We start from the raw sequence: 22,368 nt of genomic DNA on the forward strand, positions 1-22,368 counted from the left end.
TTTCTATCGACAGCGCCGGAATGCCAGCGTATCGGCAAAGTGAATCCGTTCCAGATCCGGATGTTGCCAATCAGTCACTTCCCCGGGCCCGAGTATCAGGATGCCTCCTGGTGCGAGCCGTTCCGCCAGCCGGTTCACGATCTGGCGTTTCCGCCAGCGGCGGAAGTAAATCAGCATGTTCTGACAAAAAATCAGATCCATGTTGTTCATTGGTGCGGTGCTGAGATCCAGCACATTAAGCCGCGCGAAGCAGATGCGTTCGCGAAGTGCCCCGGTGATGGTCACGGTTTGCCCGTTTCCGGTGGGCTCGAAATACTTGTCCCGCAACAGCGGATCGACCTGCAATACCCGGCGTGCGGCATATTCGCCTTTGCGGGCCTTGGCCAGGGTGGGCAGGCTGATGTCGGTGGCGGTGATGCCGTAGAACCGTTTTTGCTCGCTGGCGGAAAACTGCTCGTTGATCATCATGGCGAGGGAATAGGCTTCCTCACCGGTGGAGCACCCCACACTCCACACGTCCAGGCTGGCGCTCGCCGGCTGTTCGGCCATGAAGCGCTGAGTAAATTCTTCCACCAGCGCGTAGGAACCGGGATGCCGGAAGAAACTGGTTTCCTGGACGGTCAGACGGTCCACCAGCACGGACCATTCCATGGCCCGTGACTGGGTGGAACCCACCATCAGGTGTTCGTAATAGGTGTCGTAGTCCTCGATGCCCAGCTCGCGCATGCGAATGTTCAAGCTGGTTTCGAGGAAGGTCTTGCGCTCGTTGGACAGCGACATGCCGGTGCGGTCTTCCAGCAGCGCCTGCCATAGCTGGAACTGCTCCGCATCCATGGCGGGCGTGCTTTTGATCGACCAGCGATCTGTCACTGCAGCACCCATGGCATGTCTCCCGAGACCGGCTCAGGCCGGATCAGGAGTGCTCCGGCAGGCGGAAGCCGGCAACGGAGTTACGCATTTCCTGGGCCATTTCGGCCAGGTTACCAATGGACCGTGCTGTTGCGGTGGTACCGGCAGAGGTCTGTGAGGTAATTTCCTGGATCACGTTCATGGTGTTGGAAATGTGACCCGCGGATGCCGCCTGCTGGCGTGCCGCGTTGGAAATGTTCTGGATCAGGTCCGCCAGGGTCTTGGATACGTTCTCGATTTCTTCCAGTGCCACACCCGCATCCTGTGCCAGGCGTGCCCCTTTCACTACCTCGGCAGTGGTGGCTTCCATGGAGATAACCGCTTCGTTGGTATCGGTCTGAATCGTTTTAACCAGGGTTTCAATCTGCTTGGTTGCCGCAGCAGAACGTTCCGCGAGGCGTTGTACCTCATCCGCAACCACCGCGAAGCCCCGGCCGGCTTCGCCGGCCATGGACGCCTGAATGGCGGCGTTCAATGCGAGGATGTTGGTCTGGTCGGCGATGTCGTTAATCAGGGATACGATGTCACCAATTTCCTGGGAGGATTCACCCAGACGCTTGATCCGTTTGGAGGTTTCCTGGATCTGTTCGCGGATGGTGTCCATGCCGTGGATGGTGGCCTGTACCACTTCGGCGCCCTTGTTGGCGATGGCTACCGCCCGTTCCGCTACCGCTGCCGATTCGGCGGCGTTGGCGGATACCTGGTCAATGGACACCGCCATTTCGTTTACAGCGGCGGAGGCGCCGGCAATTTCCTGGGCCTGGTGCTCGGACGCTTCGGCCAGATGCATCGCCGTGGACTGGGTCTCCTGGGCCGCCGAGGCCACCTGTACCGCTGAGTTGTTGATCGTCTGTACCAGGCTGCGCAGCTGGTCAATGGAGTAGTTGATGGAGTCAGCGATGGCACCGGTGAAGTCCTCGGTTACCGTTGCCTGTACCGTCAGGTCACCGTCAGCCAGGTCGCCCAGTTCATCAAGCAGACGCAGAATCGCCGCCTGGTTACGCTGGTTCTCACTTTCCAGTTCGTCTTTCAGCTTCGCCGCCTGGCGGTTCCGCTGGGCCATGATGATAAAGAAGAACAACACGGCCAGACCGGCGCAAACGCCACCCAGCCATACCGAGGGGAACAGCCCGCTGGTGCTGTCTTCGAACTGGTTGTTCAGGTTGGTGGATTCCTGCAGCAGGTCCTGGGAGCGACGGAAGATGGTGTCGGCCGCGTTACGTACCTGGAACAGCTCGGGGGCGGTTTCCAGAATCTCATCCACGGACTGGTTTACGAATTCGTCGAACAGGTCAGCAATTTCGGCCAGGTAGTCCAGGGCATCGGGGTCATTCACCTGGTCAATACCCATGGCGGCGTCGCCTTCGATCATGCCGTTCATGACACGACCGAACAGGCTGGCATCACGGCCGAAGGAGTCTGCCGCGATCACCGCGCCGTCGCCGCCTTCCAGTACCTTGGCGATGGACCGTACGATGCGCTCAGCCAGCCAGGATTGGCGCTGCGCAAAGGCGATCTGTTCCGGTTCCGCATCGGTGGCCACCAGAATTTCCACGACGCCTTCGTATTCAGCCTGCAGGGAAGGAATGGTCTGGGCCAGAGTGTCTGCCACTTCGTGCAGATCCAGTACCGTGTCTTCCCCTTTCAGGATCACGCCGGCGTTGGCGTTCACTTCATCCCACAGGGTTTGCAGGCGCGCCATGGCTTGCGGGTCGCTGACCGGCTCGTCCTTGACGTTGTCCCAGGCGGACTGGAAGCTTTTCTGGGATTTATCCAGCAGTTCGAAGGCGTCGGCGTTACCGGCGGCCGCTTCCAGGGCGTTTTTGGCGATTTGCTGGGAAATTACCCGCATTTCGGAGGCGCGGGTAATGTTTTCCTGCGCCCGGTTTGCCGTGGTGGCGGACAGCAGGAAGTTGGCCAGTGCCAGTACGATAAAAATGGCAAGGCCCACATAAAGGGCAATATTCAGCGTGCCGCCGCCTGAGCCCCCCCGCAGTTTTTCGAACAATGCTCCCGAATTGAACTTCATAGTCTGGCTCCTGGCCTGGCGTTCACTCTTCTTATATTCCCCGAGTTGTTCTATGCGGTTAGCCGGTACGGGCTACCTGCATAAAACGCGGGTCCTCTGCCAGCCGGGTGAGGCTGAACACGGACCAATACTCCCCTTCCCGTCGGTAGGCTCCGCGCACAAAGTTCGTGACGCTGGTGTCGCTGACCGGCAGTGATTCCACAAATTCATCAATGGGAAAATGTTGCATCCCCAGTACCTCGTCCACGGCCATGCCGGTGTAGAGGTCGTCCTGGTCCAGCACCAGCAGCCGGCGGCGCTTTTCCTGAACCGGTGAACTCTTTTCCAGAAAGCCGCTGAGATCCATGACGGTCATCAGGCGGCCCCGGACGTTGGCTACCCCTTTCATCCAGCTGCGTGCGCCGGGAATGCGGGTGTAGGCCGGCACCGAGAGGATTTCGGAAACCTCATCCAGCGGTGCCACGTATTTCTTGCCGTCGAGCACAAACCCCACGCCACTCCAGTAGCTGACCGCATCCTGCTGCATGGGCAGATCTTTGGCCTGCTCCCGGCAGCGCTGATTGTATTCAGCGAGTTTGATGTAGGCGGCGGAGGCGTTGCTGCTCATGGGCGGCTCCTTCAGGCGTCGGCCAGCATGCGGTCGACGGTTTGCAGGAGCACGTCTTTGTCCACCGGCTTGGTCAGGTAATCCCGGGCGCCCTGGCGTTTGCCCCAGACGCGGTCGGTTTCCTGATCCTTGGTGGTAACGATAACGATCGGAATATGGGCGGTGTCCGCTCCTTTGGTGAGCTGGCGGGTGGCCTGGAAGCCATTCAGGCCAGGCATCACCACATCCATCAGAACCAGCTCGGGAAGCTCGGAACGGGCCGTGGCAACGCCATCGGCTCCATTGGCGGCCTCGATTACCTCGTGGCCATGTTTTTCCAGAATCTCGCGCAACTTGTATGTCTCGGTGGGCGAGTCATCCACAATCAGAATACGTGCCATCTTACCCTCTTCAGGTTCAGCGGCGATGCCGCTTAACCGTTGATATGCTGACGAATCGCACCCAGTAGCTCGTCCTTGGAGAACGGCTTGGTCAGGTACTCATCGGAACCGACAATGCGTCCCTTGGCCTTGTCAAACAGGCCATCCTTGGACGACAGCATGATCACCGGGGTTGCCTTGAAAGCGCTGTTATTCTTGATCAGCGCGCAGGTCTGATAGCCATCGAGACGCGGCATCATGATATCGACGAAAATGATATTGGGCTTGCTGTCGGCGATTTTGGCCAAGGCATCGAAGCCATCGGTGGCCGTGATTACTTCACAACCCGCTTTCTTCAACAAGGTTTCGGCGGTACGACGAATCGTCTTGGAATCGTCGATTACCATCACCTTGAGGTCTTGGAAATTGTCAGTCATGGAAACTGCCTTTAACCGTGAACCGTAATTGGCCGCAACTTATTGTAATTTTTGGCCTTTCTAGTAATTCGCTGGGCGGGGCCTGTGGCGGTGTCAGCCCAAGCGAAGTTTTTAACACAGATTCTACAATCAATCTATAAGACCCTATGAAACTTGAGAAAATGTCCCTCAGACGGGACGTTGAATAAGCTTCTCCGCGCATAGCGAACCTGCCTGTGCGCTGCTAACATTGCCTCGGCCATTGTTGGTATACGCAATGCCCGTACCAAATCCCCGCGCGCAGCCGTCAGGCTGCCCGCGCCCTGTAGAACGGAGACTTCATGAGCCTGCGTGTTGGTGTGGTGATGGACCCCATCGCCAAAATCAAACCCTGGAAAGACAGCACCTTTGCCATGCTGCTGGAAGCGCAGCGGCGCGGCTGGTCCCTGCTCTACATGGAGCCCGGAGACCTTTATGTCCGCGATGGTCGCACCTTTGCCACTACCCGGGCACTGTCTGTCACCGACAATAACGACGATTGGTACCGTCTGGCCGACGCCGTGAATCACGACCTGGCCGATCTGGACATTATCCTGATGCGCCAGGACCCGCCCTTTAATGCGGAATACATCTACGCGACCTATCTGCTCGAGAAAGTGGAGCGTGAAGGGGTGCTGGTGGTGAACCGCCCGGGCAGCGTGCGCGACAGCAATGAAAAGCTGTTCGCCACCGACTTCCCGCAGTGCTGCGCGCCGACTCTGGTATCCAGCCAGTCCACACTGCTGCGCAACTTTGTACAGGAGTTTGGTGACACCGTGATGAAGCCGCTGGACGGCATGGGCGGCAGCAACATTTTCCGGGTGCGCAAGGATAGCCCGAACATCTCGGTGGTGATCGAGGTGCTCACCCAGCACGGCAAGACGCCGATCATGGCCCAGCGCTTTGTGCCGGAGATCACCGAAGGCGACAAGCGCATTTTGATGATCAACGGTGAACCGGTGCCCTATGCGCTGGCGCGCATTCCCAAGGAAGGCGAGCTGCGCGGCAATCTGGCGGCGGGTGGTACCGGCCAGGGCCGGGAGCTGAGTGATCGGGACCGCTGGATCTGTGAGCAGGTGGGGCCGACCCTGAAACGCAAGGGGCTGTATTTTGTCGGGCTGGATGTGATCGGCGATTATCTCACCGAAATCAACGTGACCAGCCCTACCTGTATCCGCGAACTGGATGCGATTTTTGACATCAATATCGCCGGGCAGCTGTTTGATACCCTGCTGGAGTTGCGGCCGTCGTCATAGACCCGACCGCCGCTGCGGGGCACACTGGCCGACCTTCTGTTGTGGCGGGCGCTGTCCGCCATGGCTGAATTCAATGGCTGACTGAGGCCGCTTAAAAGTAGTAGTGAAAACAATAACATGGCATCAAATCCGGCATCTGTTACCGCCTCCGACCGTCTCACCTTTACCGTTTTTCTGGCGGTGGCGTTCCATGGCATCCTGATTTTCGGGGTGAGCTTTGCGCCGGAGTTGCAGCGTGCGGCCCCGCATACCCTGGAAGTCACCCTGGCCCAGCATCGCAGCGACAGCGAGCCGGAAGAAGCTGACTTCATTGCCCAGAGTAATCAGGAAGGCTCCGGTGATCAGGCTGACAAGCAGGAGCTCACCACCACGGAACAGGCAGATTTTGCCGACAGTAAACTGGAAAACGTGCAGCTCAAGGAAAAGACCACCCTGGAGCGCCGGGAGCGAGTCAGCCAGCAACTGGTAATCACCACCGCCCGTGACAGTGAGCACAAGGTTAACGCTGACCAGAAAGAAAAGACCGAACCCAAACCCCTGAAAGTAGCCAAGCAGGAAAACCTGCAGGACCTGAGCCAGCAGATCGCCAGCCTGCAGGCGCGTCTGGACGAACAAAAACAAGCCTATGCCAAGCGCCCGCGGGTACGGCGGCTCACCTCTGTGTCCGCCAAGGCGCACTTCGAAGCGGTCTACATCGATGGCTTTCGTCGCAAGGTGGAAGACATGGGTACCCGCAACTTCCCCACCCGGGCCCTGAACAGCAATACCTATGGTTCTGTGCGCCTGATGGTAGCGATCCAGAAAGACGGCTCACTGCAAGAAGTGCGGCTGCTAAAGTCTTCCGGCCATAAGTTCCTTGATCAGGCCGCCATCCAGAGTGTGCGTCTGGCGGCTCCGTTCGATGCGTTTACAGCGGAAATGCGCCGGAACATGGACGTGCTGGAAATTATCCGCACCTGGAAGTTCGACAGGAACAAGCAAGTATCGTCCCGGTAGCGTGCAGGCATAATGCCTGCACAAGCCCTTCCCTTCTCCACCCGGTCTGCGTGCCACCAATGAGTATCGCGCTGGCGGCGTCAATTTTCCTGCTTCACGATTGAAGACGGAGGGGGTTGGCGTGCCAGTTATTATGGCGTTAGTGCGGTAAGAAAATGTTCGGCAGGTGCCCTGAAAGAAACACCACAAAGGCGAATATAAATCATCAGTGGGCAGCTTCGAGTCAGAGGGATTGCCGGCGTTTTTCCAATGATAGAAGCAGACTATATGGTTGATGATGTTATACAGTTTGCCGAGAGCGAAGCAGGTATGCTGTATTAAAGGTCTGTGCAACGGGCATGTTTTAACATGCAGCGCAGAGGCGTCAGGTATGCAATGTGTTGCTCTCCTGGCAGCCTTGCTGGCCATCGTGCGCGTGGGAAGATGAATTATCCAGGCTTTCCTTGGCAAGATAGATACCTTAACCGTGCTTTAAGCGATACCTATGGCAAGAAAAAAGAGCTTCAATAAAGACGATGTTCTGGAGCGTGCAATGAACCTGTTCTGGAAGCAGGGGTTTCACGCCACCAGCATGCAAGATATTGTTCAGAACGTCGGGCTGAGCCGCTCTAGTCTTTATGAGTCGTTTGGTAGCAAACAGGGGCTTTTTGACCAGGCTCTGGGTAATTACTGCCGCACTAACAGGGAGGGAGTTAAGGCCCTGTTGAGTAATGAGAAAAGTGTCAAGTCAGGAATAAGAAACCTGCTTGAGTCATCTATCCACTGCACAATTAGTGATGCAGACAAGAAAGGCTGTTTTGTGGTCAATTCAACCACAGAGCTTGTGCCGGGAGATGACGAAATGCTGAAGGCGCTTTCAAAAAATAGAGCGTCTTTTGAGAAAGTGTTTTTCGAATTTCTGCAGAAAGGTCAGGCGACAGGTGAGATACCGCCGAATAAAGACATAAAAACACTGTCGGGTTTGATATATACCGTTTTTTCAGGGCTCAATGTGATTGCCAAGCTGGAGAAAAGCCCGAAAAAGTTGATGGCCCAGATTGATCAAATTGTTGGCTTGCTGGATTGATGTCCGTTGCCAGAGTCGACAAATTCGCCTGGGTCTCCCGGTGGGGATAGTAAGAAAGCGAAGCCATTTTGTTGGGTTATCCGCACGAAATTTCCAGAATCGTCTGTTCAAAGAAGTTCTGCATGACGCATGCGCCATTGCATAAATGATGCGGTCTAGATAGCGCCGATCCCCGTTTTACTCTTTCCTCTCTCGCCAGAATACGCCACATCCCTGTTCTTTTTGATCCTTAATGTAAATGCAAGAGCTATGCATGCGGGAGTGGTCATGCATAGCGTTTTCTCAATGAGAGCTAACAGTCTGACGAATCTGTTAGCCGGCCAGAATCGGATTGATATTGGCGCCGCCGTCAATGTTGAATTCAGCGCCTGTGACAAAGGCCGCGTCGTCAGAAGCCAGATAGGAAACCAGGCTGGCTATCTCGTCGGGCTGCGCAAAGCGCTTGAGGGGAATGTTCGCCTGGAGTGCCTGGGCAAAGCCGCCAAGCTCTTCCTGTGACATGCCTGTCTTTTCGAAAATCGGGGTTTCAGTCGGGCCAGGATTGACAGCATTGACACGGATTTTTCTGGGTGCAAGCTCTGTGGCTGCTGTTCGAGTGTAAGCATTGAGTGCTGCTTTTGAAGCAGCATAAACAGCAGTCATGGGCATCCCGGTATAGGCATTGATCGATGACAAATTAATGATTGACGCCCCTTCATTGAGAACGGGAAGGAGCTTCTCAATGGTGAAGATAGCGCCTTTAAAGTTAATCCCCATTTGTTGGTCAAACATTTCTTCCGAAATCTGACCTATTGGTGCCGGTGCGAAGATGCCGGCATTAACAAACAGAATGTCGATCGTGCCAAACTCCCTCTTGACTTTATCGACCAGATTATCGATCTGGGACAGGTCCTGAACGTCAGCAACAGCACCGATAACAGAGAGGGACTCAGCAGCGGAAGACACCTTGTCAGCTGACCGGCCGGTGATCATTACTTGCGCGCCGAGTTCAGCAAACTTTTTGGCAGTGGCAAAGCCAATACCGCTGTTGCCGCCCGTAATGACAGCCTTCTTTCCTTTCAGGTCATTCATCCTTTTTCCTTGGTTTGTGTATTTAATGCAGATCATTTCTTTTATTTAGGAATGATCGTTCCTGAAAGTATCATGACGTTATTTGGCAGGTCAAACAGGGCCTGTTTAGTGTGTAAACGAATACAGGGAAAGTGCGAATAGGATCCCATTAATGATCACAGAAGGTGCAAATCGTGGGCATTAAGGTAATAGTTGCGCTGGCCTCGGACTGCTTTCGGCGGTGTCTATTTCTGAATCTTCTTCAGATTTTTCCTTTGGCACGAGTGTGCCTTTTGTTGAGAAAGAAAGGTTGTCTAATTTGATCAGCTGGTATGCTATTGGTGCGCGAACGACCGAGTCCCAGACCCATCGGGAAATGGCCAGTGGTCTCTCGTCGCCGGTGGGGTTCAAGAATGCCACTGACGGTAGTTTGATGGTGGCGGTTAATGCGCTGAAGTCTTCTGCGCATCCTCATCGCTTTCTTGGCATCAATGGCCAGGGGCAGGTGGCGGTTATCAAAACCAAAGGCAATGATTATTCACATATCGTGCTGCGTGGTGGTGATGCTGGGCCAAATTACGACAGGCAGAGTGTCGGGAAGTGTGAGGCTGTATTAGCGGATGCCGGGTTGGAGCCCACCATTATGGTGGATTGCAGTCACGCCAATTCAGGGAAGGATCCCACACGCCAGCCCTTGGTGGTGAGTGATATTGCCTCCCAGATTCAGCAAGGTAATCGCTCCGTCGTTGGCTTCATGATGGAAAGCCATCTTAACTTTGGCAATCAAAGCCTCGACGTTAAAGGCAAGGAAGAGCTTCGCCACGGGGTTTCTATAACGGACTCTTGCCTTGACTGGTCAAGCACGGAGAGCTGCCTGATCAATTTAGCCAATGATATTCGGGTGGCATTGAGGGCCCGTTGCCAGTCGGAGCTTGAGCCCGCCTGAAAGGTGAGGGGCGGATCAGCGATAGCTCCGGACTTTGCGAGTCGGGCTTGATCCGAAGGAAGGCGGATCTGGCCGGGCTTGGTCTTCCAGCGCCTGCCTTCCCCTGCTTCTGTACGAAATTCTCCCAGGTTGCCCCTCTCGGGGCTCCTTGAGCTTGCAGCGCTCCTTCCCTCCCCGGATACTGTCCCCATGGAAAACACACCCTTGAAGCACCAGTTGCTGGTGGCCATGCCACAAATGGCTGACCCGGACTTTGAACATTCCGTTACCTATATCGTTGAGCACAGCAGCGAGGGCGCCATGGGGCTGACCCTCAACCGCCCGGTGCAGATCAGCCTGGGTGATATCCTCAGCGACATGGATATTGAAATCGAAGTGCCGCCCTCCGAGCGGCATCGCGTGGTGGCCGGTGGGCCGGTCCAGCAGGAAGCCGGCTTTGTGCTGCACAGTGCCGCCACCCGCTGGCACGCCAGCACCGTCCTCAGTGATGGCCTGATCCTGACCACCAGCCGTGACATTCTCGAAGCCATCGCCATTGGTGAAGGCCCGGAGCAGTCCCTGATTTGTCTGGGTTATGCGGGTTGGGATGCCGGGCAGCTGGAGCAGGAGCTGGTGGATAACGCCTGGCTCAGCACCCCCGCCAGTCGCGAACTGGTCCTCGACACCCCCTTCGAACAAACCTGGCACGCGGCCGCCGCGCGCATTGGCGTTGATATGAGTTTGATTGCCACCCAGGCGGGGCACAGCTGAAAGGCAATTAATAATGAATAGTTAATAATTAATAGCGGCGCGGTTGAAGTCCTTGTTATTGCAAGGTTACAAGCCGCGGTCGCAACACCCGGCGCGGCCACGAACCTTGCAAAATCAAAGCAACGAGATCGCGCAACTATTAACTATTCATTATTAACTATTCATTGCCCCTATGATTCTTGCCTTCGATTACGGTACACAAAAAATCGGTGTGGCCAGTGGCAATATGCTGCTGGGTACCGCCACGCCATTGAAAGCCCTGCCCTGCAAAAACACCCAGCCCAACTGGGATGACATTGCCGCGCTGTTAAAAGAGTGGGAGCCGGAGGCGTTGGTCGTTGGGTTGCCACTGAACATGGATGGCAGTGATAGCGAGTCCTCAGCACGGGCACGTAAATTTGCCAATCGTCTGCATGGGCGCTTCGGGAAAAAAGTGTGGCTGGTGGATGAGCGTTTGAGCACCCGCGAAGCCCGCGAACGTACGGGTATCCAGAAAGCCGATAGCCGGGTGGATTCCATGGCGGCGGTGATTATTGCGGAAGGTTTCTTTGCCGGGGACGCCGAGGCCATTGGCTAATGGGTGCACGAATGTAGGTCGGGTTAGCCTGAAGGCGTAACCCGACTTGTGCCCCATACGTAAAAAGAAGGCCGAAATTCGGATTACGCCTATGGCTAATCCGACCTACCAAAACCAGCAAAGCTTACTGCTTGATCCCTTCCACAGAAATAATAATGTCCACAGTTTCTGAAGCCGGCCCTAAATCCTTGGTGATGCCGAAGTCGGACAGCGTCAGTGTGGTGGAGGCTTCCAGGCCCATGCGGTAGCCGCCCCACGGGTCATCGCCGTAACCGATCAGTTTGGCATCCAGGGTTACCGGTTTGGTCACGCCATGCAGGGTGAAGTCGCCGGTGATTTTTGCGGTTTTCTCGCCGGTTTTTTCAATGTTGGTGCTCTTGAAGGTGGCCGTTGGGTATTCGTCCACGTCCAGGAAATCATCACCGCGCAGGTGTTTGTCACGTTCAGCGTGGTTGGAGTCTACGCTGGCGGTCTGGATGGTGGCGTTTACCTGGCTGTTCTCCGGGTTTTCTGCATCGACGGTGAAATCGCCAGTGAAATCATTGAATTGACCATACAGCCAGCTGTAACCCAGGTGGGAAATCTTGAACATGACAAACTGGTGGGTGCCTTTGGTGTCGAACTTGTAGGTGCCGCCGGGCTGGTCGGCGAACGCCATGCTGCTGAGCAGCAGCGCCAGGGCGGGGATCGTGACTTTTTTCAATAACGTCAACATAAGCATCAAACTCCGTTTCAGGTGATTAAGATAGGTTGTGAGTGTCGTTTGGGGTGTGCGTTGTGCTTCGTGGCGCGAGGCCGAGAATGCGCTGCAAGGTGTCGTCGCGATCAAAAAGATGATGTTTGACGGCGGCCAGCGCGTGCAGGCCGGCCAAACCGATCACGGCCCAGGTGGCCCAGTAATGAATCAGGCCGGCGGTGTCTTCCAGGCCGGTCTGGTGGCCGCTCACTGAGGGAACCGCAAACCAGTTGAACACATCCACGGAAGAGCCATCGGCGCTGCTGATCAGGTAGCCGCTGATCATGGCGGTGAATAGCAGCAGGTACAGCGCCCAGTGAGTGAGATGTGCGCTGATTCTTTCCCAGGGCTTGTGGGTGGGCAGCGGCCCGGGAGGAGGTGAGACAAAGCGCCAGCCCAGGCGCAGGAGCATGGCAATAAACAGCAGGATGCCGATGCTGCGATGCAGGTCCGGCCCTTTGCGATACCAGGGGTCGTAATAGCCCAGGTCCACCATATAAAAGCCCAGCGCAAACAGGCCGATCACCGCCAATGCCACCAGCCAGTGGAACAGAACGGCAATGGCGCCAAAGCGTTGCGAGTCGTTGCGCAGTTTCATGATGGTTCCCTTCCGGTGTTGCTGCCCGTGTTGCCGGGCGATCCCTTCTTGTTCAGAGTCCGCACAGCGCGTCAGGTTCCCGCCTATACAAAACTTACAGGCGTTATGCGTAGGCGACTAGCTTGTCGGTATTTCAGGTCGGGACACAGCGCAAAAAACTGAACGGTTTGATCAGCTGTTCCGTTGATTGCCTCAGCGCCCCGGCCTTCTGCTACTCTTACGCCTTGGATATGCCTTATGGATTGCGGGAGAGCGGCCTTGAGCTGGGATGAGCAACAATTGCAGACACACCTGGATGCCATGGCGGCGGCCATTAATGAGCGCTTTGCGGACCGGTCGCCGCTGCTGGTGGGGATTGAATCCGGGGGTGCCTGGGTGGCGCAGGCGCTTAATGACCGTTTGCCCACGGCGCTGCCGCTGGGGTCGCTGAATCCTGCGTTCTACCGGGATGATTTCGACACCCGTGGACTCAAGCCCACGGTGACGCCGTCCAAGCTGCCATTTGATGTGGATGGCCAGCATATTTTGTTGGTGGATGATGTGCTGATGACCGGGCGCACCATCCGTGCGGCCATGAACGAGTTGTTCGATTTTGGTCGTCCGGCGTCTATCTCCCTGGTGGTGCTGTTCGACATCGGCCACCGACAATTGCCAATTCGTGCCGATATTTGTGGGGAAACTTTGGCATTGCCACCCCATCAACGGGTAGAATTACGGGGGCCCGCCCCCCTTGTGGCGGAGATACGAGACACAAGGCCTGAAGAATGACGCTTGCGCCATCCTCCCGCGTACAACTTACCGACGACGGTAAGCTTCGCCATTTTCTCACCACTGAGCACCTTCCCCGTTCCTTGCTGGAAGATATTCTCGATACGGCCGCAAGCTTCGTGGATGTGGGTGGCCGGGCCATCAAGAAAGTCCCCTTGCTGCGCGGCAAGACCGTGGTGAACCTGTTTTTCGAATCCAGCACCCGTACCCGCAGCACCTTTGAGCTGGCGGCCCAGCGCCTCAGCGCTGACGTGCTCAACCTGGATATTGCCAAGTCCGCCACCAGCAAGGGCGAAACCCTGCTCGATACCCTGCGCAACCTGGAAGCCATGGCGGCGGACATGTTCGTGGTGCGCCACCAGGATTCCGGAGCGCCGTTTTTCATTGCCAACGAAGTAACGCCCAGCGTGGCGGTGATCAATGCCGGTGACGGGCGCCATGCCCACCCCACCCAGGCCATGCTCGACATGTATACCATCCGCCACTACAAGGGCGGGTTCGCCGGGCTGAAAGTGGCCATCGTCGGCGATATCCTGCATTCCCGGGTGGCGCGCTCCCAGGTTCACGCACTGAATATTCTCGGTGCCGAGGAAGTTCGCTTGATCGGCCCCAAGACGCTGCTGCCGGTGGATGCCGAAGCCTTGGGCGCCACGGTGTTCACGGACATGGCCCAGGGCCTGAAAGACGTGGATGTGGTGATCATGCTGCGCCTGCAGAAAGAACGGATGGATTCCGCCCTGCTACCCAGCGAAGGCGAGTTCTTTCGCCTGTATGGCTTGAACAACGACAAGCTTCATTTCGCCAAGGATGACGCCATCGTCATGCACCCCGGCCCCATCAATCGGGGCGTGGAAATCGCCTCGGAAGTGGCGGATGGCCCCCGTTCGGTGATTCTCAACCAGGTGACCTTCGGCATCGCCGTGCGCATGGCCGTCATGTCCATGGCCATCAGCGGCCAGGACAGCGACAGCAATGCTCTGGCCGCCTCCACAGAAAGCATGGAAGGAGCAGGAGGTGCACGTGGCCAGCGCTAACCGTAACCGCGCCCATATCCTGATCCGCAAGGGGCGGGTTATCGACCCGGCCAGTGGCCGTGATGACGTGGCTGACCTGCTGATTGAAAACGGCCGCCTGACGCGCATCGGCGCCAGCCTGGACGCACCGGGGGCCGATATTGTGGAGGCCGACGGCCATTGGGTGTTGCCTGGCCTGGTGGATGCCTGTGTGCACTTGTCGCTGCCCGGTAGCGGCCGCACCGGCGATATCGCCAGTGAAACCCGCGCCGCTGCGGCCGGGGGCATCACCCACCTGGCGGCCCAGCCCGACTGCGGCCCGGTGGATTCCACCGCGGTGGTGCGGTTGATCCGTGAGCAGGCCGGCCAGGCCGGCTTTGCCCGTATCATGCCGATCGCCGCCATGACCCAGGGATTACTGGGCGAGCAGCTGGCGGAGATGTCTACCCTGGCCCGGGCCGGTTGTATTGCGGTGGGCAATGCCGGCGGCAAGGTGGCCAATGCGCTGGTGCTCAAACGCAGCCTGGAATACGCCGCCACCTTTGATCTGCCGGTCATGTTCCGCCCGCAGGATTCGGCGCTCAGCGCCGGGGGCTGTGCCCACGAAGGGCCGGTGGCGACCCGCCTCGGTTTGCCCGGTATTCCCGCCGTGGCAGAAAGTGTCGACCTGTCCCGCGACCTGCTGCTGGTGGAGGCCACCGGGGTGCGGGCGCACTTCCAGCAGATTTCCAGTCGCGATTCCCTGCGCCTGCTGCGCGCCGCCAAACGCCGCGGCCTGCCAGTGACGGCGGACGTGAGCATCCAGCACCTACTGCTGGACGAGTCGGCGCTGGAAGGTTTCAACAGCCACTGCCATGTGATTCCGCCCCTGCGCAGCGCCGCCGATCGTGAGGCCCTGCTGGAAGCCGTGGCCGATGGCACCATCGACGCTATCTGTTCCCAGCACACCCCCATTGGTTCCTCCAGCAAGGCGGCGCCGTTCCCGGCCACCAAACCGGGCATGGCCGGGCTGGATGTGCTGCTCTCGCTGGTCTTGCAGCTGGTCAGTGAGGGCAAGCTGGAGTTGTCGCGCGCACTGGATGCGGTTACCGCGGCCCCGGCCCGTTGCCTGGGAATCCAGGCTGGCCAGCTGGAAACCGGTCGCCCTGCCAGCCTCTGTGTGCTGGACCCGGCGGGCGTCAAGGACCTCCGCGAAGACTGGCTGTCCGCAGGCAACAACTCCCCCTGGCGTCATGCCCAGCTCAAGGGCAGCGTGAAACTGACGGTGTGCCAGGGCAAGGTGAGCTGGCTAAGCGATTAGGCAATGAATAGTTAAGAATGAATAGCGACGCGAAACCGCGTTATTTGTCTCTAGACGCAAGAAGCCGCACCCAGACCTTGGGCGCGGCTTCTTGCGTCTGGGAAACAACAAAATCAGGTCTAGAGTTATTCATTATTAACTATTAATTATTCATTGATCTGAAACACCTCCACCCGCAACGCCTCCTCCCCAACGACCCCCGGCGCCACACGCCAGCGCCCCTGGCTGTCCTGGAAAATCAGGGCCGGCGTGCCTTGCAGGCCCAGCCCGATCATCAGCCCGGTGTTGCTCTGGATCTGGCTGCGAATGGCATCGGGTACTCGCTCCAGTGGGCGAATGCCGCCGTCATCGTAGTGCGCCTCGTGCTCCGCCAGGGCGGCGGCCGGGTCCGGGGCGGCCAGTATCGCGCCACCTTGGGTGAAGCTGCGTTTGGGATTGATCAGCCCGACGATAATGTGGCGTACCTGCAGCACGTTGTCTTCGTCTTCGATCATTGGCTGCATGTTTTCCCACAATCTGGCGCAGTAGGGGCAGGCCATATCCGTGAACACATAAGCCACCCGTTGCGGCTGCTGTGCGCCTTCCGCTACCCAGGTGCTGGCTTCCAGCTTGGCCAGCAGGCTGTCCATGGAGGGGCCGTCGTCGGCCTGGCCGATCAGGGGCATCAGCAGGGTGAGCAGCAAGGCAGCAGGTTTGATCATGGAGTGTCTCCCGGAAGGTGTTGGCTAAGAAAGTGATGCAGGCTGGCGTCGGACAGGGGGCCAAAATGGCGCCCTACTTCCTGGCCCTGCTGATCGAACAAAAGGGTTAGCGGCAGGCCACGATTGCCCGCATAGCGACCCAGATCCGCATGCGGATCCAGTAACAGGTGCTCAAAGTGCAGCTGCCCTTCGGTGAGGTACTGGCGGACCTGATTGGGGTTCTCCCCCTGATTGGCAAGAATAAAGCGAACGCCGGGATAGCGCTGCTGCCCGGCCTCCAGCACCGGCATTTCCCGCCGGCACGGCGGGCACCAGGTGGCCCACAGGTTCACCAGCGTTACCCCGCTGGATGCGGCGTCCAGTGTGGTGGCCTCTCCTTGCAGGTTATACAGGGTGACCTCCGGTAGCGTGCTGGGCGTTGGCGACAAGGCTTCCAGTGCGGCAAACGTCAACGTCATGCTGAGCAGTGCTGCGGCACTGGCAGACACCAGCGCGGCGCGAACACGGGGCTGCCGGTACAGGCTGACGGCCAGCACCGGCAGCGCCAGTAAGGCCCCGGGCCACCACCAGCCCCCGTCACGGATATCCAGCATGGCCAGCCAGGATTCATATTGGCTGTGATAGCGCAATAAGAACGCCAGACGGGCGCCGAGCACGGCAGTGATGGCAATCCGCCAGAGCGTTGCTTCGATGTGTTGCCCACGCCGTTGCCACCACAGGCTGGTCAGGGTGGCGGCGAGAAACCCGATCAGGACCACGAAGGTGCCTGCCGGCAGCGCGAGGGGGCCAATAATGACAGCGTCCACGGTATCTCCAGTCAGGGAAGCGCCAGTGTGGCCCGGCTGCATTAACCGTGGGTTAACCGGTGGCGCCGACACTGGGCTGCAACTTGCGCAGCCTAACCGGGTCAGAGCCACATGCATATTTTATTGATCGAAGATGACGCCTTGCTGGGTGATGGTATTCAGGCCGGGCTGCAGGCCATGGGGTTTACCGTGGCCTGGGTGACGCGTGCGCGCGAAGGGCTGGCTGCCTGGAAAAGCGTGGAGTTCGATGCGTTGGTGCTGGATCTGGGGCTGCCTGACCAGGATGGGGGCCAGGCCCTTTGCCAGTGGCGCGACGCCGGGCTCACTGCGCCGGTATTGATCCTCACTGCCCGAGACGCGGTACAGGACCGCATTGATGGCTTGCAGCGCGGTGCCGATGATTACCTGGTCAAGCCGTTTGATCTGGGCGAACTGGCGGCGCGTTTGCAGGCACTGCTGCGCCGTAGTCGCGGCCAGGCGAGTCCGTTGATTGAACATGGCCGGGTACGGGTGGACCCGTTTCGCCAGCAGGTCTGGCTGGCGGATCAGGAGGTGGAATTGCAACGGCGGGAGATGGCGTTGTTGCTTGCCTTGTTGCAAAGCCGGGGTCGGCTGCTCACGGCGGACCAGCTGGCCGACCGTGTCTATGGCTGGGTGGATGGCGTGGAGAGCAATGCGCTGGCGGTGCATATCCATAACCTGCGCCGCAAGCTGGGCAGCGGCATTGTGGAAACCGTGCGCGGTGGCGGGTATCGCCTGGGGGCGCCGTCGTGATGGCGCGCTCGCTGCGTTCCCGGGTGTTGTGGCTGGTGGCGTTCAGTTTGCTGAGCGTCTGGCTGCTGCTGGCACTGTGGTTACACAATACCGTCAAGCAGCATCTGGGCACGGCGCTGGACCAGCGTCTGGCGGCGTCGGCACGGATGGTGGCCTCCATGGCCAATGCCAGTGCACCGGCGTTATCTGCCAAGCCGGAGCTGCAGGCGGTGGTAAATAGCGGGCTGTTTTGCCAGGTGATGAACTTGCGTGGCGAGATTCTGGCGCGCTCCGGCGGCGCGCCGTCCGCCCACCTTGCCAGCAGCCAGGACGGCTTTACAGAGCGCTCCCTGGCGGGGGAGCGCTGGCGTGTTTATACCGTCAGCCAGGGGCAGGTACGGGTTGCCACCGCTGAACCCATGGCGGTGCGTGAATCGTTGCTGGCGACTCTGGCCTGGGCATTGCTGGTGGGATTGTTGCTGGCCCTGCTGGGCGCGTGGTTGGCGGTGCGCTGGGCCGTGAGCCGCGGCCTGGCGCCGCTGGACGCGGTGCGCAAGGAGTTTGAGTCGCGCCCGGTGCAGGCGGCGTCAGCGACACCCAGCGCGGCCGGGATCACGGAGTTGGTGCCCCTGGTGGCGGCGCTGGACCGCTGGGCTGATCAGGCACGGCAAGCGTTGTTGCGCGAGCGGCGCCTGACCGACGATCTGGCCCACGAACTGCGTACGCCACTGGCTGCCCTGAAAACCCAGTTGCAGGTGGCCCGCTTGAAGTTGCCCCCGGATGCACCGGCTATGGCGGCACTGGCGGCGGCGGAAAACGCCAGCTCGCGAATGGCAGATAACCTGCAGCAGCTGTTGGCCCTGGCCCGCCTGGATGGGGTGCCGCAGAGTTGTCCGCGCCCGGTGCAGGAAGTTATCGATGACAGTCTGGCCCAGCTCGCCGGGCATCCGCAGCGTGCGGCAGTGCAGCGGGATGACGTGACGTGTGCCGGAATGGAATTGGCGTCCCCTTCCCTGGCCAGCCTGGCATTACGCAACCTGCTGGAGAACGCGTTGCGCTATACGCCGCCGGGCGAGCCAGTGTGGATTCGGGTGGTGGCGGATGCGTCGGGCCTGCACATCCATGTGGAAGATCAGGGGCCGGGGATAACGGCCAATGCGGAGGCCTTGTGCACGCGTGGGCACCGGGGGGATCGGGGGCAAACCGGACTGGGGCTGGCTATTGTTGCCTCGGTGATGGCCCGCAGTGGCGGTCAACTGGCGCTGGAAAACCGTGCCGGCGCCGGGCTCCGCGCAACCTTGAGCTGGCCGCTTACGGGTAGCGCTTGAACATGTCCTCGACGGCTTTTTCGATATGCGCACTGCGGCGCTCGGTGCTCATGTCGTCGTGGAGCTCGTCGCGGCTGGTGGCCTGCCAGACCACATCCTTACTTTGCTGATCGATCAGTTGCACCACCAGTTTGTATTCCTCGGTGATTTCACCCTCGGTGGGAGTGCTGGCGCCCAGGCCAATGTTGTTGCGGGTAAAGCCGAAACCGAACTGTAAGGTGGAACCATCGAAACGCTGCTCGCGTTTGAAGAAATGTTTCACCTGCACATCGGCCTGGGCAGCGGCGGCTGCCGTCAGGCCCTTGGCGGCCAGCGCTTTCTTCAGGGCAGCCTGGGTGCGTTGGTCATCCAGTTCGCGGGGTTTGTCCTCGTCCTGGGGCACAAAGGCGTAGGTGCGGTATTGCTGCAGATCGGCGCCGGACTGGCTGTCGATCACCACCGGGCTGACACAGGCGCTGAGCAGCAGCGTAGCGGCGAACACCCATAATGCCTGAATCGGTAATCCTTGCATGGCAATCTCCTGACGTTGAGCTGGTACTCTCATTCTACGCCTTGTGCGTCATGTCCGGGTGAGGGCCGCCGGCGAGTGGCTGGCCCGGCTTTAAACCGTCACCCCTGGACAGGATAAGGCAGCCGCATCGCGAATCCGTTCCCCGAGATAGCGCGCGGCCTGGCCCGCATACTGGCCATCGGCATAAATCAGGTACAGGTCCACCATACGCTCCACCCCTTCATCCAGGGCCAGCATCTTCAGCGCCCCGGTCTCCAAGCCATCACCGATTTCCGCTTCCGGCACCCAGGCAAAGCCCAGTCCACGGCGGATCGCCGCGATGCGGGTGGTGGCATGGGAGACGGTCCAGCGCTGTTCGGCGCCCAGCCAGCCGGAATCAATGCGGCGGCTGCCGGAATCGCGGATCACGATCTGGCGGTGCTGGCGCAGGTCTTCGTGGGTCAGGTGGTCGGCCTGGGCCAGGGGGTGGTCGGCGGCGGCCACCGCCAGAAAGCGCACCCGCATCAGCGGGTCGCCAAAAAAGCCGGGCGGGACGCGCCCGCCCACCACCACATCCGCTTCCTTGCGCAACAAGGCTTCATCGGAGCCGGAGAGGATGGTTTCACTGTACTCCACCCGGGTCAGCGGGCTGTGCTGGGCGAAGGCATCCAGCGCGGAGAGCATGCAGTGCTGCGGAAACAGGCCGTCTGCGGCTACCCGCACCAGTGGTTCCCAGCCCTGACTGAGCTGGATGGCGGCACTTTCGATGCGGCTGGCCTCTTCCACCAGCACCTTGGCCTGGCGGTACAGCATTTGCCCGGTTTCGGTGAGTTTGGCGCGACGCCCTTCCAGGGTGAAGGCACGCACCCCCAGCTCGGTTTCGATTTTCTGCACGGCGTAACTGATCGCCGACTGGCTCTTGTCCAGCGCTTCGGCGGCGCTGGCGTAGCCGCCCTCATCCACCACCGCGAGCAGGGCGTGCCATTGATCCAGCGTGATTTTGGCTGACATATCGAAATTCCTGAGCTAAATGTGCAGTTTTATCCCGTTTTATATCTTATTTACTGAAACCACAATAGCCCCATCGAAACAATCCCGTCGGCGCATGGGCGCCGACCGCACCATGCAAAGACAGAAACAGGAGTTGGGGTCATGAATATTCTGGTCATCAAAAGCAGTGTTTTCGGCGATAACGGCAATTCTTCCTCGCTGGTCAACAGCCAGTTGGCGGCGCTGCAAGCGCAACACCCGGATGCCACCGTGGTGGTCCGTGATCTTTCCACAGACCCGATTCCACACCTGGACGGGGAGCGCGTAGGGGCCTTCTTTACGCCGGCAGACCAGCGTAGTGACGATCAACAGGCGGTGGACGCGTTTTCCATGGCGCTGATCGACGAGCTGAAAACGGCAGATCACATTGTGCTGGGCCTGCCCATGTACAACTTTGGTATTCCCAGCCAGTTGAAGAGCTGGATCGATCATGTGGCCCGGGCGGGCATTACCTTCCGCTATACCGAAAATGGCCCGCAGGGTTTGCTGGACGACAAACCCGTGACGGTGCTGGCGGCCCGGGGCGGTCTGTATGCCGGCACCGAAAACGATACGGTGACCCCGTATATCAAATTGTTCTTTGGTTTTATTGGCATGACCGATGTGAACTTCGTTTATGCGGAGGGGCTGAACATGGGTGACGAGACTAAAGAGAAAGCCATGAGCGAAGCACAGGCGGCGCTGGCGGGTTAACACTTTGTTGATACTAAGTGAGTAGCGCGTTGCGAGTTTCGAAAATCAGGACAAGGTTTTGTCTTTCGTTTCTCGTCACTCGCTCCTCGACAGTCAACGTAAGGAGACAATGATGGGACTGTTGGTTGACGGGAAATGGCAAGACAAGTGGTACGACACGAAAAGTACCGGCGGGCGATTCAAGCGCTCGGAAAGTCAGTTTCGCCACTGGGTAACGGCCGATGGCAGTGCCGGGCCCACGGGTGACAGTGGCTTCGCGGCTGAGAGCGGGCGTTATCACTTGTATGTGTCCTATGCGTGTCCCTGGGCCCATCGCGCCCTGGTCATGCGTGCCCTGAAAGGGCTGCAGGATCACATCGGTGTATCTGTGGTGCATCCGCACATGCTGGAGAGTGGCTGGGAACTGGATGACGGGTTTGCGGGTGCCACTGGCGATGCGCTCTACGGTTTCAGCAAGTTGTACGAGCTGTACCTGAAAGCGGACAGTCACTACACCGGCCGCGTGACCGTTCCGGTGCTCTGGGACACGCAACGGGAAACCATTGTCAGCAATGAGTCTGCAGACATCATCCGCATGCTTAACACCAGCTTCGATGCTCTGGGTGCCACGCCGGGAAATTATTACCCGCAAGCGCTCCGGGCGGACATTGATGCCATCAATGAGCGGGTGTATCACGACGTGAATAACGGCGTGTACAAGAGCGGTTTTGCCACCAGTCAGCAGGCGTATGACGAAGCGGTGGTGACCCTGTTCGAGCGTCTTGAGGAATTGGAACAGCGCCTGGGCGAAAGCCGCTACCTGGTCGGCAACACCCTGACCGAAGCGGACATTCGTCTGTGGACCACTCTGGTGCGCTTTGACCCGGTCTACGTCACGCATTTCAAGTGTGATCGCAAGCGCATCAGTGATTACCCGAATCTGCAGGGGTTTTTGCAAGAGCTGTATCAGCTGCCCGGTGTAGCCGACACAGTGAACATGGCGCATATCCGCCATCACTATTTTTGCAGTCACCCGACGGTGAACCCCCACGGGATTATCTCCATCGGCCCGCAACTGGACTGGACCTCGCCCCACGGCCGCGAGCGCCTGGGCGAAAGAAAAATCAGTGGCTAGCTATGAGCGGCTAGCGGC

Annotated in this window: 25 protein-coding genes; 13 read left to right on the forward strand and 12 right to left on the reverse strand. The window is 58.8% G+C overall.

Translation table 11 applies throughout. The features are described 5' to 3' along the window. Nucleotides 1–3: 3 nt before the first annotated feature. The 5 genes from F1529_RS01230 to pilG are packed head-to-tail and all read right to left on the reverse strand — an operon-like array spanning nucleotide 4 to nucleotide 4,341. Nucleotides 4–882 carry a protein-glutamate O-methyltransferase CheR gene (locus tag F1529_RS01230; RefSeq protein ID WP_007151257.1) on the reverse strand — a complete coding sequence of 293 codons (879 nt, stop codon included), beginning with the start codon at nucleotides 880–882 and terminating at the stop codon, nucleotides 4–6. 31 nt (nucleotides 883–913) lie between these two features. Then, the gene (locus F1529_RS01235) at nucleotides 914–2,938 is read right to left on the reverse strand and encodes a methyl-accepting chemotaxis protein (RefSeq protein WP_007151052.1); all 2,025 of its coding nucleotides are present in this window, start codon (nucleotides 2,936–2,938) and stop codon (nucleotides 914–916) included. Nucleotides 2,939–2,996: 58 nt separating this feature from the next. Continuing rightward, nucleotides 2,997–3,545, reverse strand: a complete 549-nt coding sequence (locus F1529_RS01240; RefSeq protein ID WP_007150053.1) for a chemotaxis protein CheW — start codon at nucleotides 3,543–3,545, stop codon at nucleotides 2,997–2,999. An 11-nt stretch (nucleotides 3,546–3,556) separates the two neighbouring features. Continuing rightward, nucleotides 3,557–3,925 (reverse strand): twitching motility response regulator PilH, encoded by a 369-nt coding sequence (pilH, locus tag F1529_RS01245; protein ID WP_155131375.1) that lies wholly within the window; start codon nucleotides 3,923–3,925, stop codon nucleotides 3,557–3,559. A 32-nt stretch (nucleotides 3,926–3,957) separates the two neighbouring features. Continuing rightward, nucleotides 3,958–4,341, reverse strand: coding sequence for a twitching motility response regulator PilG (pilG, locus tag F1529_RS01250; protein ID WP_007148837.1), 384 nt, complete (start codon nucleotides 4,339–4,341; stop codon nucleotides 3,958–3,960). A gap of 320 nt (nucleotides 4,342–4,661) precedes the next feature. On the opposite strand from pilG, the gene gshB reads away from it, so the two are divergent. The 3 genes from gshB (at nucleotide 4,662) to F1529_RS01265 (ending at nucleotide 7,677) form a co-directional block, all read left to right on the forward strand. Beyond that, entirely contained in the window at nucleotides 4,662–5,615 is a 954-nt protein-coding gene (gene gshB, locus F1529_RS01255) for a glutathione synthase (protein ID WP_007148391.1), read from the forward strand. A gap of 117 nt (nucleotides 5,616–5,732) precedes the next feature. Next, nucleotides 5,733–6,611 carry an energy transducer TonB gene (locus tag F1529_RS01260; protein ID WP_155131378.1) on the forward strand — a complete coding sequence of 293 codons (879 nt, stop codon included), beginning with the start codon at nucleotides 5,733–5,735 and terminating at the stop codon, nucleotides 6,609–6,611. Nucleotides 6,612–7,095: 484 nt separating this feature from the next. Further along, nucleotides 7,096–7,677, forward strand: a complete 582-nt coding sequence (locus F1529_RS01265) for a TetR/AcrR family transcriptional regulator (protein ID WP_155131381.1) — start codon at nucleotides 7,096–7,098, stop codon at nucleotides 7,675–7,677. A 312-nt stretch (nucleotides 7,678–7,989) separates the two neighbouring features. Here F1529_RS01265 and F1529_RS01270 read toward each other — a convergent pair whose 3' ends face one another. After that, a complete protein-coding gene (locus tag F1529_RS01270; protein ID WP_155131385.1) occupies nucleotides 7,990–8,748 on the reverse strand; it encodes an SDR family NAD(P)-dependent oxidoreductase in 759 nt (252 codons plus the stop codon). A 220-nt stretch (nucleotides 8,749–8,968) separates the two neighbouring features. Between F1529_RS01270 and F1529_RS01275 the strand changes: the two genes are divergently transcribed. The 3 genes from F1529_RS01275 to ruvX all read left to right on the forward strand — a co-directional run bounded on the left by F1529_RS01275 (nucleotide 8,969) and on the right by ruvX (nucleotide 11,000). Beyond that, nucleotides 8,969–9,673 carry a 3-deoxy-7-phosphoheptulonate synthase gene (locus tag F1529_RS01275; RefSeq protein WP_370456924.1) on the forward strand — a complete coding sequence of 235 codons (705 nt, stop codon included), beginning with the start codon at nucleotides 8,969–8,971 and terminating at the stop codon, nucleotides 9,671–9,673. Nucleotides 9,674–9,862: 189 nt separating this feature from the next. Further along, a complete protein-coding gene (locus tag F1529_RS01280; protein WP_155131388.1) occupies nucleotides 9,863–10,423 on the forward strand; it encodes a YqgE/AlgH family protein in 561 nt (186 codons plus the stop codon). A 172-nt stretch (nucleotides 10,424–10,595) separates the two neighbouring features. After that, the gene (gene ruvX / locus F1529_RS01285; RefSeq protein WP_155131391.1) at nucleotides 10,596–11,000 is read left to right on the forward strand and encodes a Holliday junction resolvase RuvX; all 405 of its coding nucleotides are present in this window, start codon (nucleotides 10,596–10,598) and stop codon (nucleotides 10,998–11,000) included. A gap of 124 nt (nucleotides 11,001–11,124) precedes the next feature. On the opposite strand, the gene F1529_RS01290 is transcribed toward ruvX, so the two are convergent. Then, entirely contained in the window at nucleotides 11,125–11,715 is a 591-nt protein-coding gene (locus tag F1529_RS01290) for a YceI family protein (RefSeq protein ID WP_155131394.1), read from the reverse strand. A gap of 25 nt (nucleotides 11,716–11,740) precedes the next feature. Next, on the reverse strand, nucleotides 11,741–12,334 hold the full coding sequence (locus F1529_RS01295; protein WP_155131397.1) for a cytochrome b: 594 nt from the start codon (nucleotides 12,332–12,334) through the stop codon (nucleotides 11,741–11,743). 237 nt (nucleotides 12,335–12,571) lie between these two features. On the opposite strand from F1529_RS01295, the gene pyrR reads away from it, so the two are divergent. From pyrR to F1529_RS01310, 3 genes are read left to right on the forward strand one after another with little or no spacing between them, the layout of a single operon-like run. Further along, nucleotides 12,572–13,102, forward strand: coding sequence for a bifunctional pyr operon transcriptional regulator/uracil phosphoribosyltransferase PyrR (gene pyrR / locus F1529_RS01300; RefSeq protein ID WP_155131400.1), 531 nt, complete (start codon nucleotides 12,572–12,574; stop codon nucleotides 13,100–13,102). Continuing rightward, nucleotides 13,099–14,136, forward strand: a complete 1,038-nt coding sequence (locus F1529_RS01305; protein ID WP_155131403.1) for an aspartate carbamoyltransferase catalytic subunit — start codon at nucleotides 13,099–13,101, stop codon at nucleotides 14,134–14,136. The genes pyrR and F1529_RS01305 overlap by 4 nt, the downstream gene beginning before the upstream one ends. After that, the gene (locus tag F1529_RS01310) at nucleotides 14,123–15,415 is read left to right on the forward strand and encodes a dihydroorotase (protein WP_290517134.1); all 1,293 of its coding nucleotides are present in this window, start codon (nucleotides 14,123–14,125) and stop codon (nucleotides 15,413–15,415) included. Before F1529_RS01305 ends, F1529_RS01310 begins: the two co-directional genes overlap by 14 nt. 146 nt (nucleotides 15,416–15,561) lie before the next feature. Here the strand turns inward: F1529_RS01310 and dsbG are convergent, their stop codons facing one another. Further along, on the reverse strand, nucleotides 15,562–16,116 hold the full coding sequence (gene dsbG / locus F1529_RS01315; RefSeq protein WP_155131406.1) for a thiol:disulfide interchange protein DsbG: 555 nt from the start codon (nucleotides 16,114–16,116) through the stop codon (nucleotides 15,562–15,564). Continuing rightward, nucleotides 16,113–16,922, reverse strand: a complete 810-nt coding sequence (locus F1529_RS01320) for a TlpA disulfide reductase family protein (RefSeq protein ID WP_290519154.1) — start codon at nucleotides 16,920–16,922, stop codon at nucleotides 16,113–16,115. The genes dsbG and F1529_RS01320 overlap by 4 nt, the downstream gene beginning before the upstream one ends. A 111-nt stretch (nucleotides 16,923–17,033) precedes the next feature. Here F1529_RS01320 and F1529_RS01325 point away from each other — a divergent pair, with 111 nt between their 5' ends. Both F1529_RS01325 and F1529_RS01330 read left to right on the forward strand, forming a co-directional pair. Further along, complete coding sequence (locus tag F1529_RS01325; protein WP_063519776.1) at nucleotides 17,034–17,696, forward strand: response regulator; 663 nt, start codon at nucleotides 17,034–17,036, stop codon at nucleotides 17,694–17,696. Continuing rightward, nucleotides 17,696–19,003 carry an ATP-binding protein gene (locus F1529_RS01330; RefSeq protein ID WP_007149396.1) on the forward strand — a complete coding sequence of 436 codons (1,308 nt, stop codon included), beginning with the start codon at nucleotides 17,696–17,698 and terminating at the stop codon, nucleotides 19,001–19,003. The genes F1529_RS01325 and F1529_RS01330 overlap by 1 nt, the downstream gene beginning before the upstream one ends. Here F1529_RS01330 and F1529_RS01335 read toward each other — a convergent pair. Beyond that, a complete protein-coding gene (locus F1529_RS01335) occupies nucleotides 18,987–19,514 on the reverse strand; it encodes a DUF4136 domain-containing protein (RefSeq protein ID WP_155131412.1) in 528 nt (175 codons plus the stop codon). The genes F1529_RS01330 and F1529_RS01335 overlap by 17 nt on opposite strands. 90 nt (nucleotides 19,515–19,604) lie before the next feature. Continuing rightward, on the reverse strand, nucleotides 19,605–20,504 hold the full coding sequence (locus F1529_RS01340) for a LysR family transcriptional regulator (protein WP_155131415.1): 900 nt from the start codon (nucleotides 20,502–20,504) through the stop codon (nucleotides 19,605–19,607). 141 nt (nucleotides 20,505–20,645) lie between these two features. On the opposite strand from F1529_RS01340, the gene F1529_RS01345 reads away from it, so the two are divergent. After that, nucleotides 20,646–21,236, forward strand: coding sequence for an FMN-dependent NADH-azoreductase (locus F1529_RS01345; RefSeq protein WP_007150074.1), 591 nt, complete (start codon nucleotides 20,646–20,648; stop codon nucleotides 21,234–21,236). A gap of 112 nt (nucleotides 21,237–21,348) precedes the next feature. After that, entirely contained in the window at nucleotides 21,349–22,350 is a 1,002-nt protein-coding gene (locus F1529_RS01350; protein WP_155131418.1) for a glutathione S-transferase family protein, read from the forward strand. The last annotated feature ends 18 nt before the right edge of the window (nucleotides 22,351–22,368 follow it).

Source organism: Alcanivorax sp. VBW004 (assembly GCF_009718865.1).
Classification (GTDB): domain Bacteria; phylum Pseudomonadota; class Gammaproteobacteria; order Pseudomonadales; family Alcanivoracaceae; genus Alcanivorax.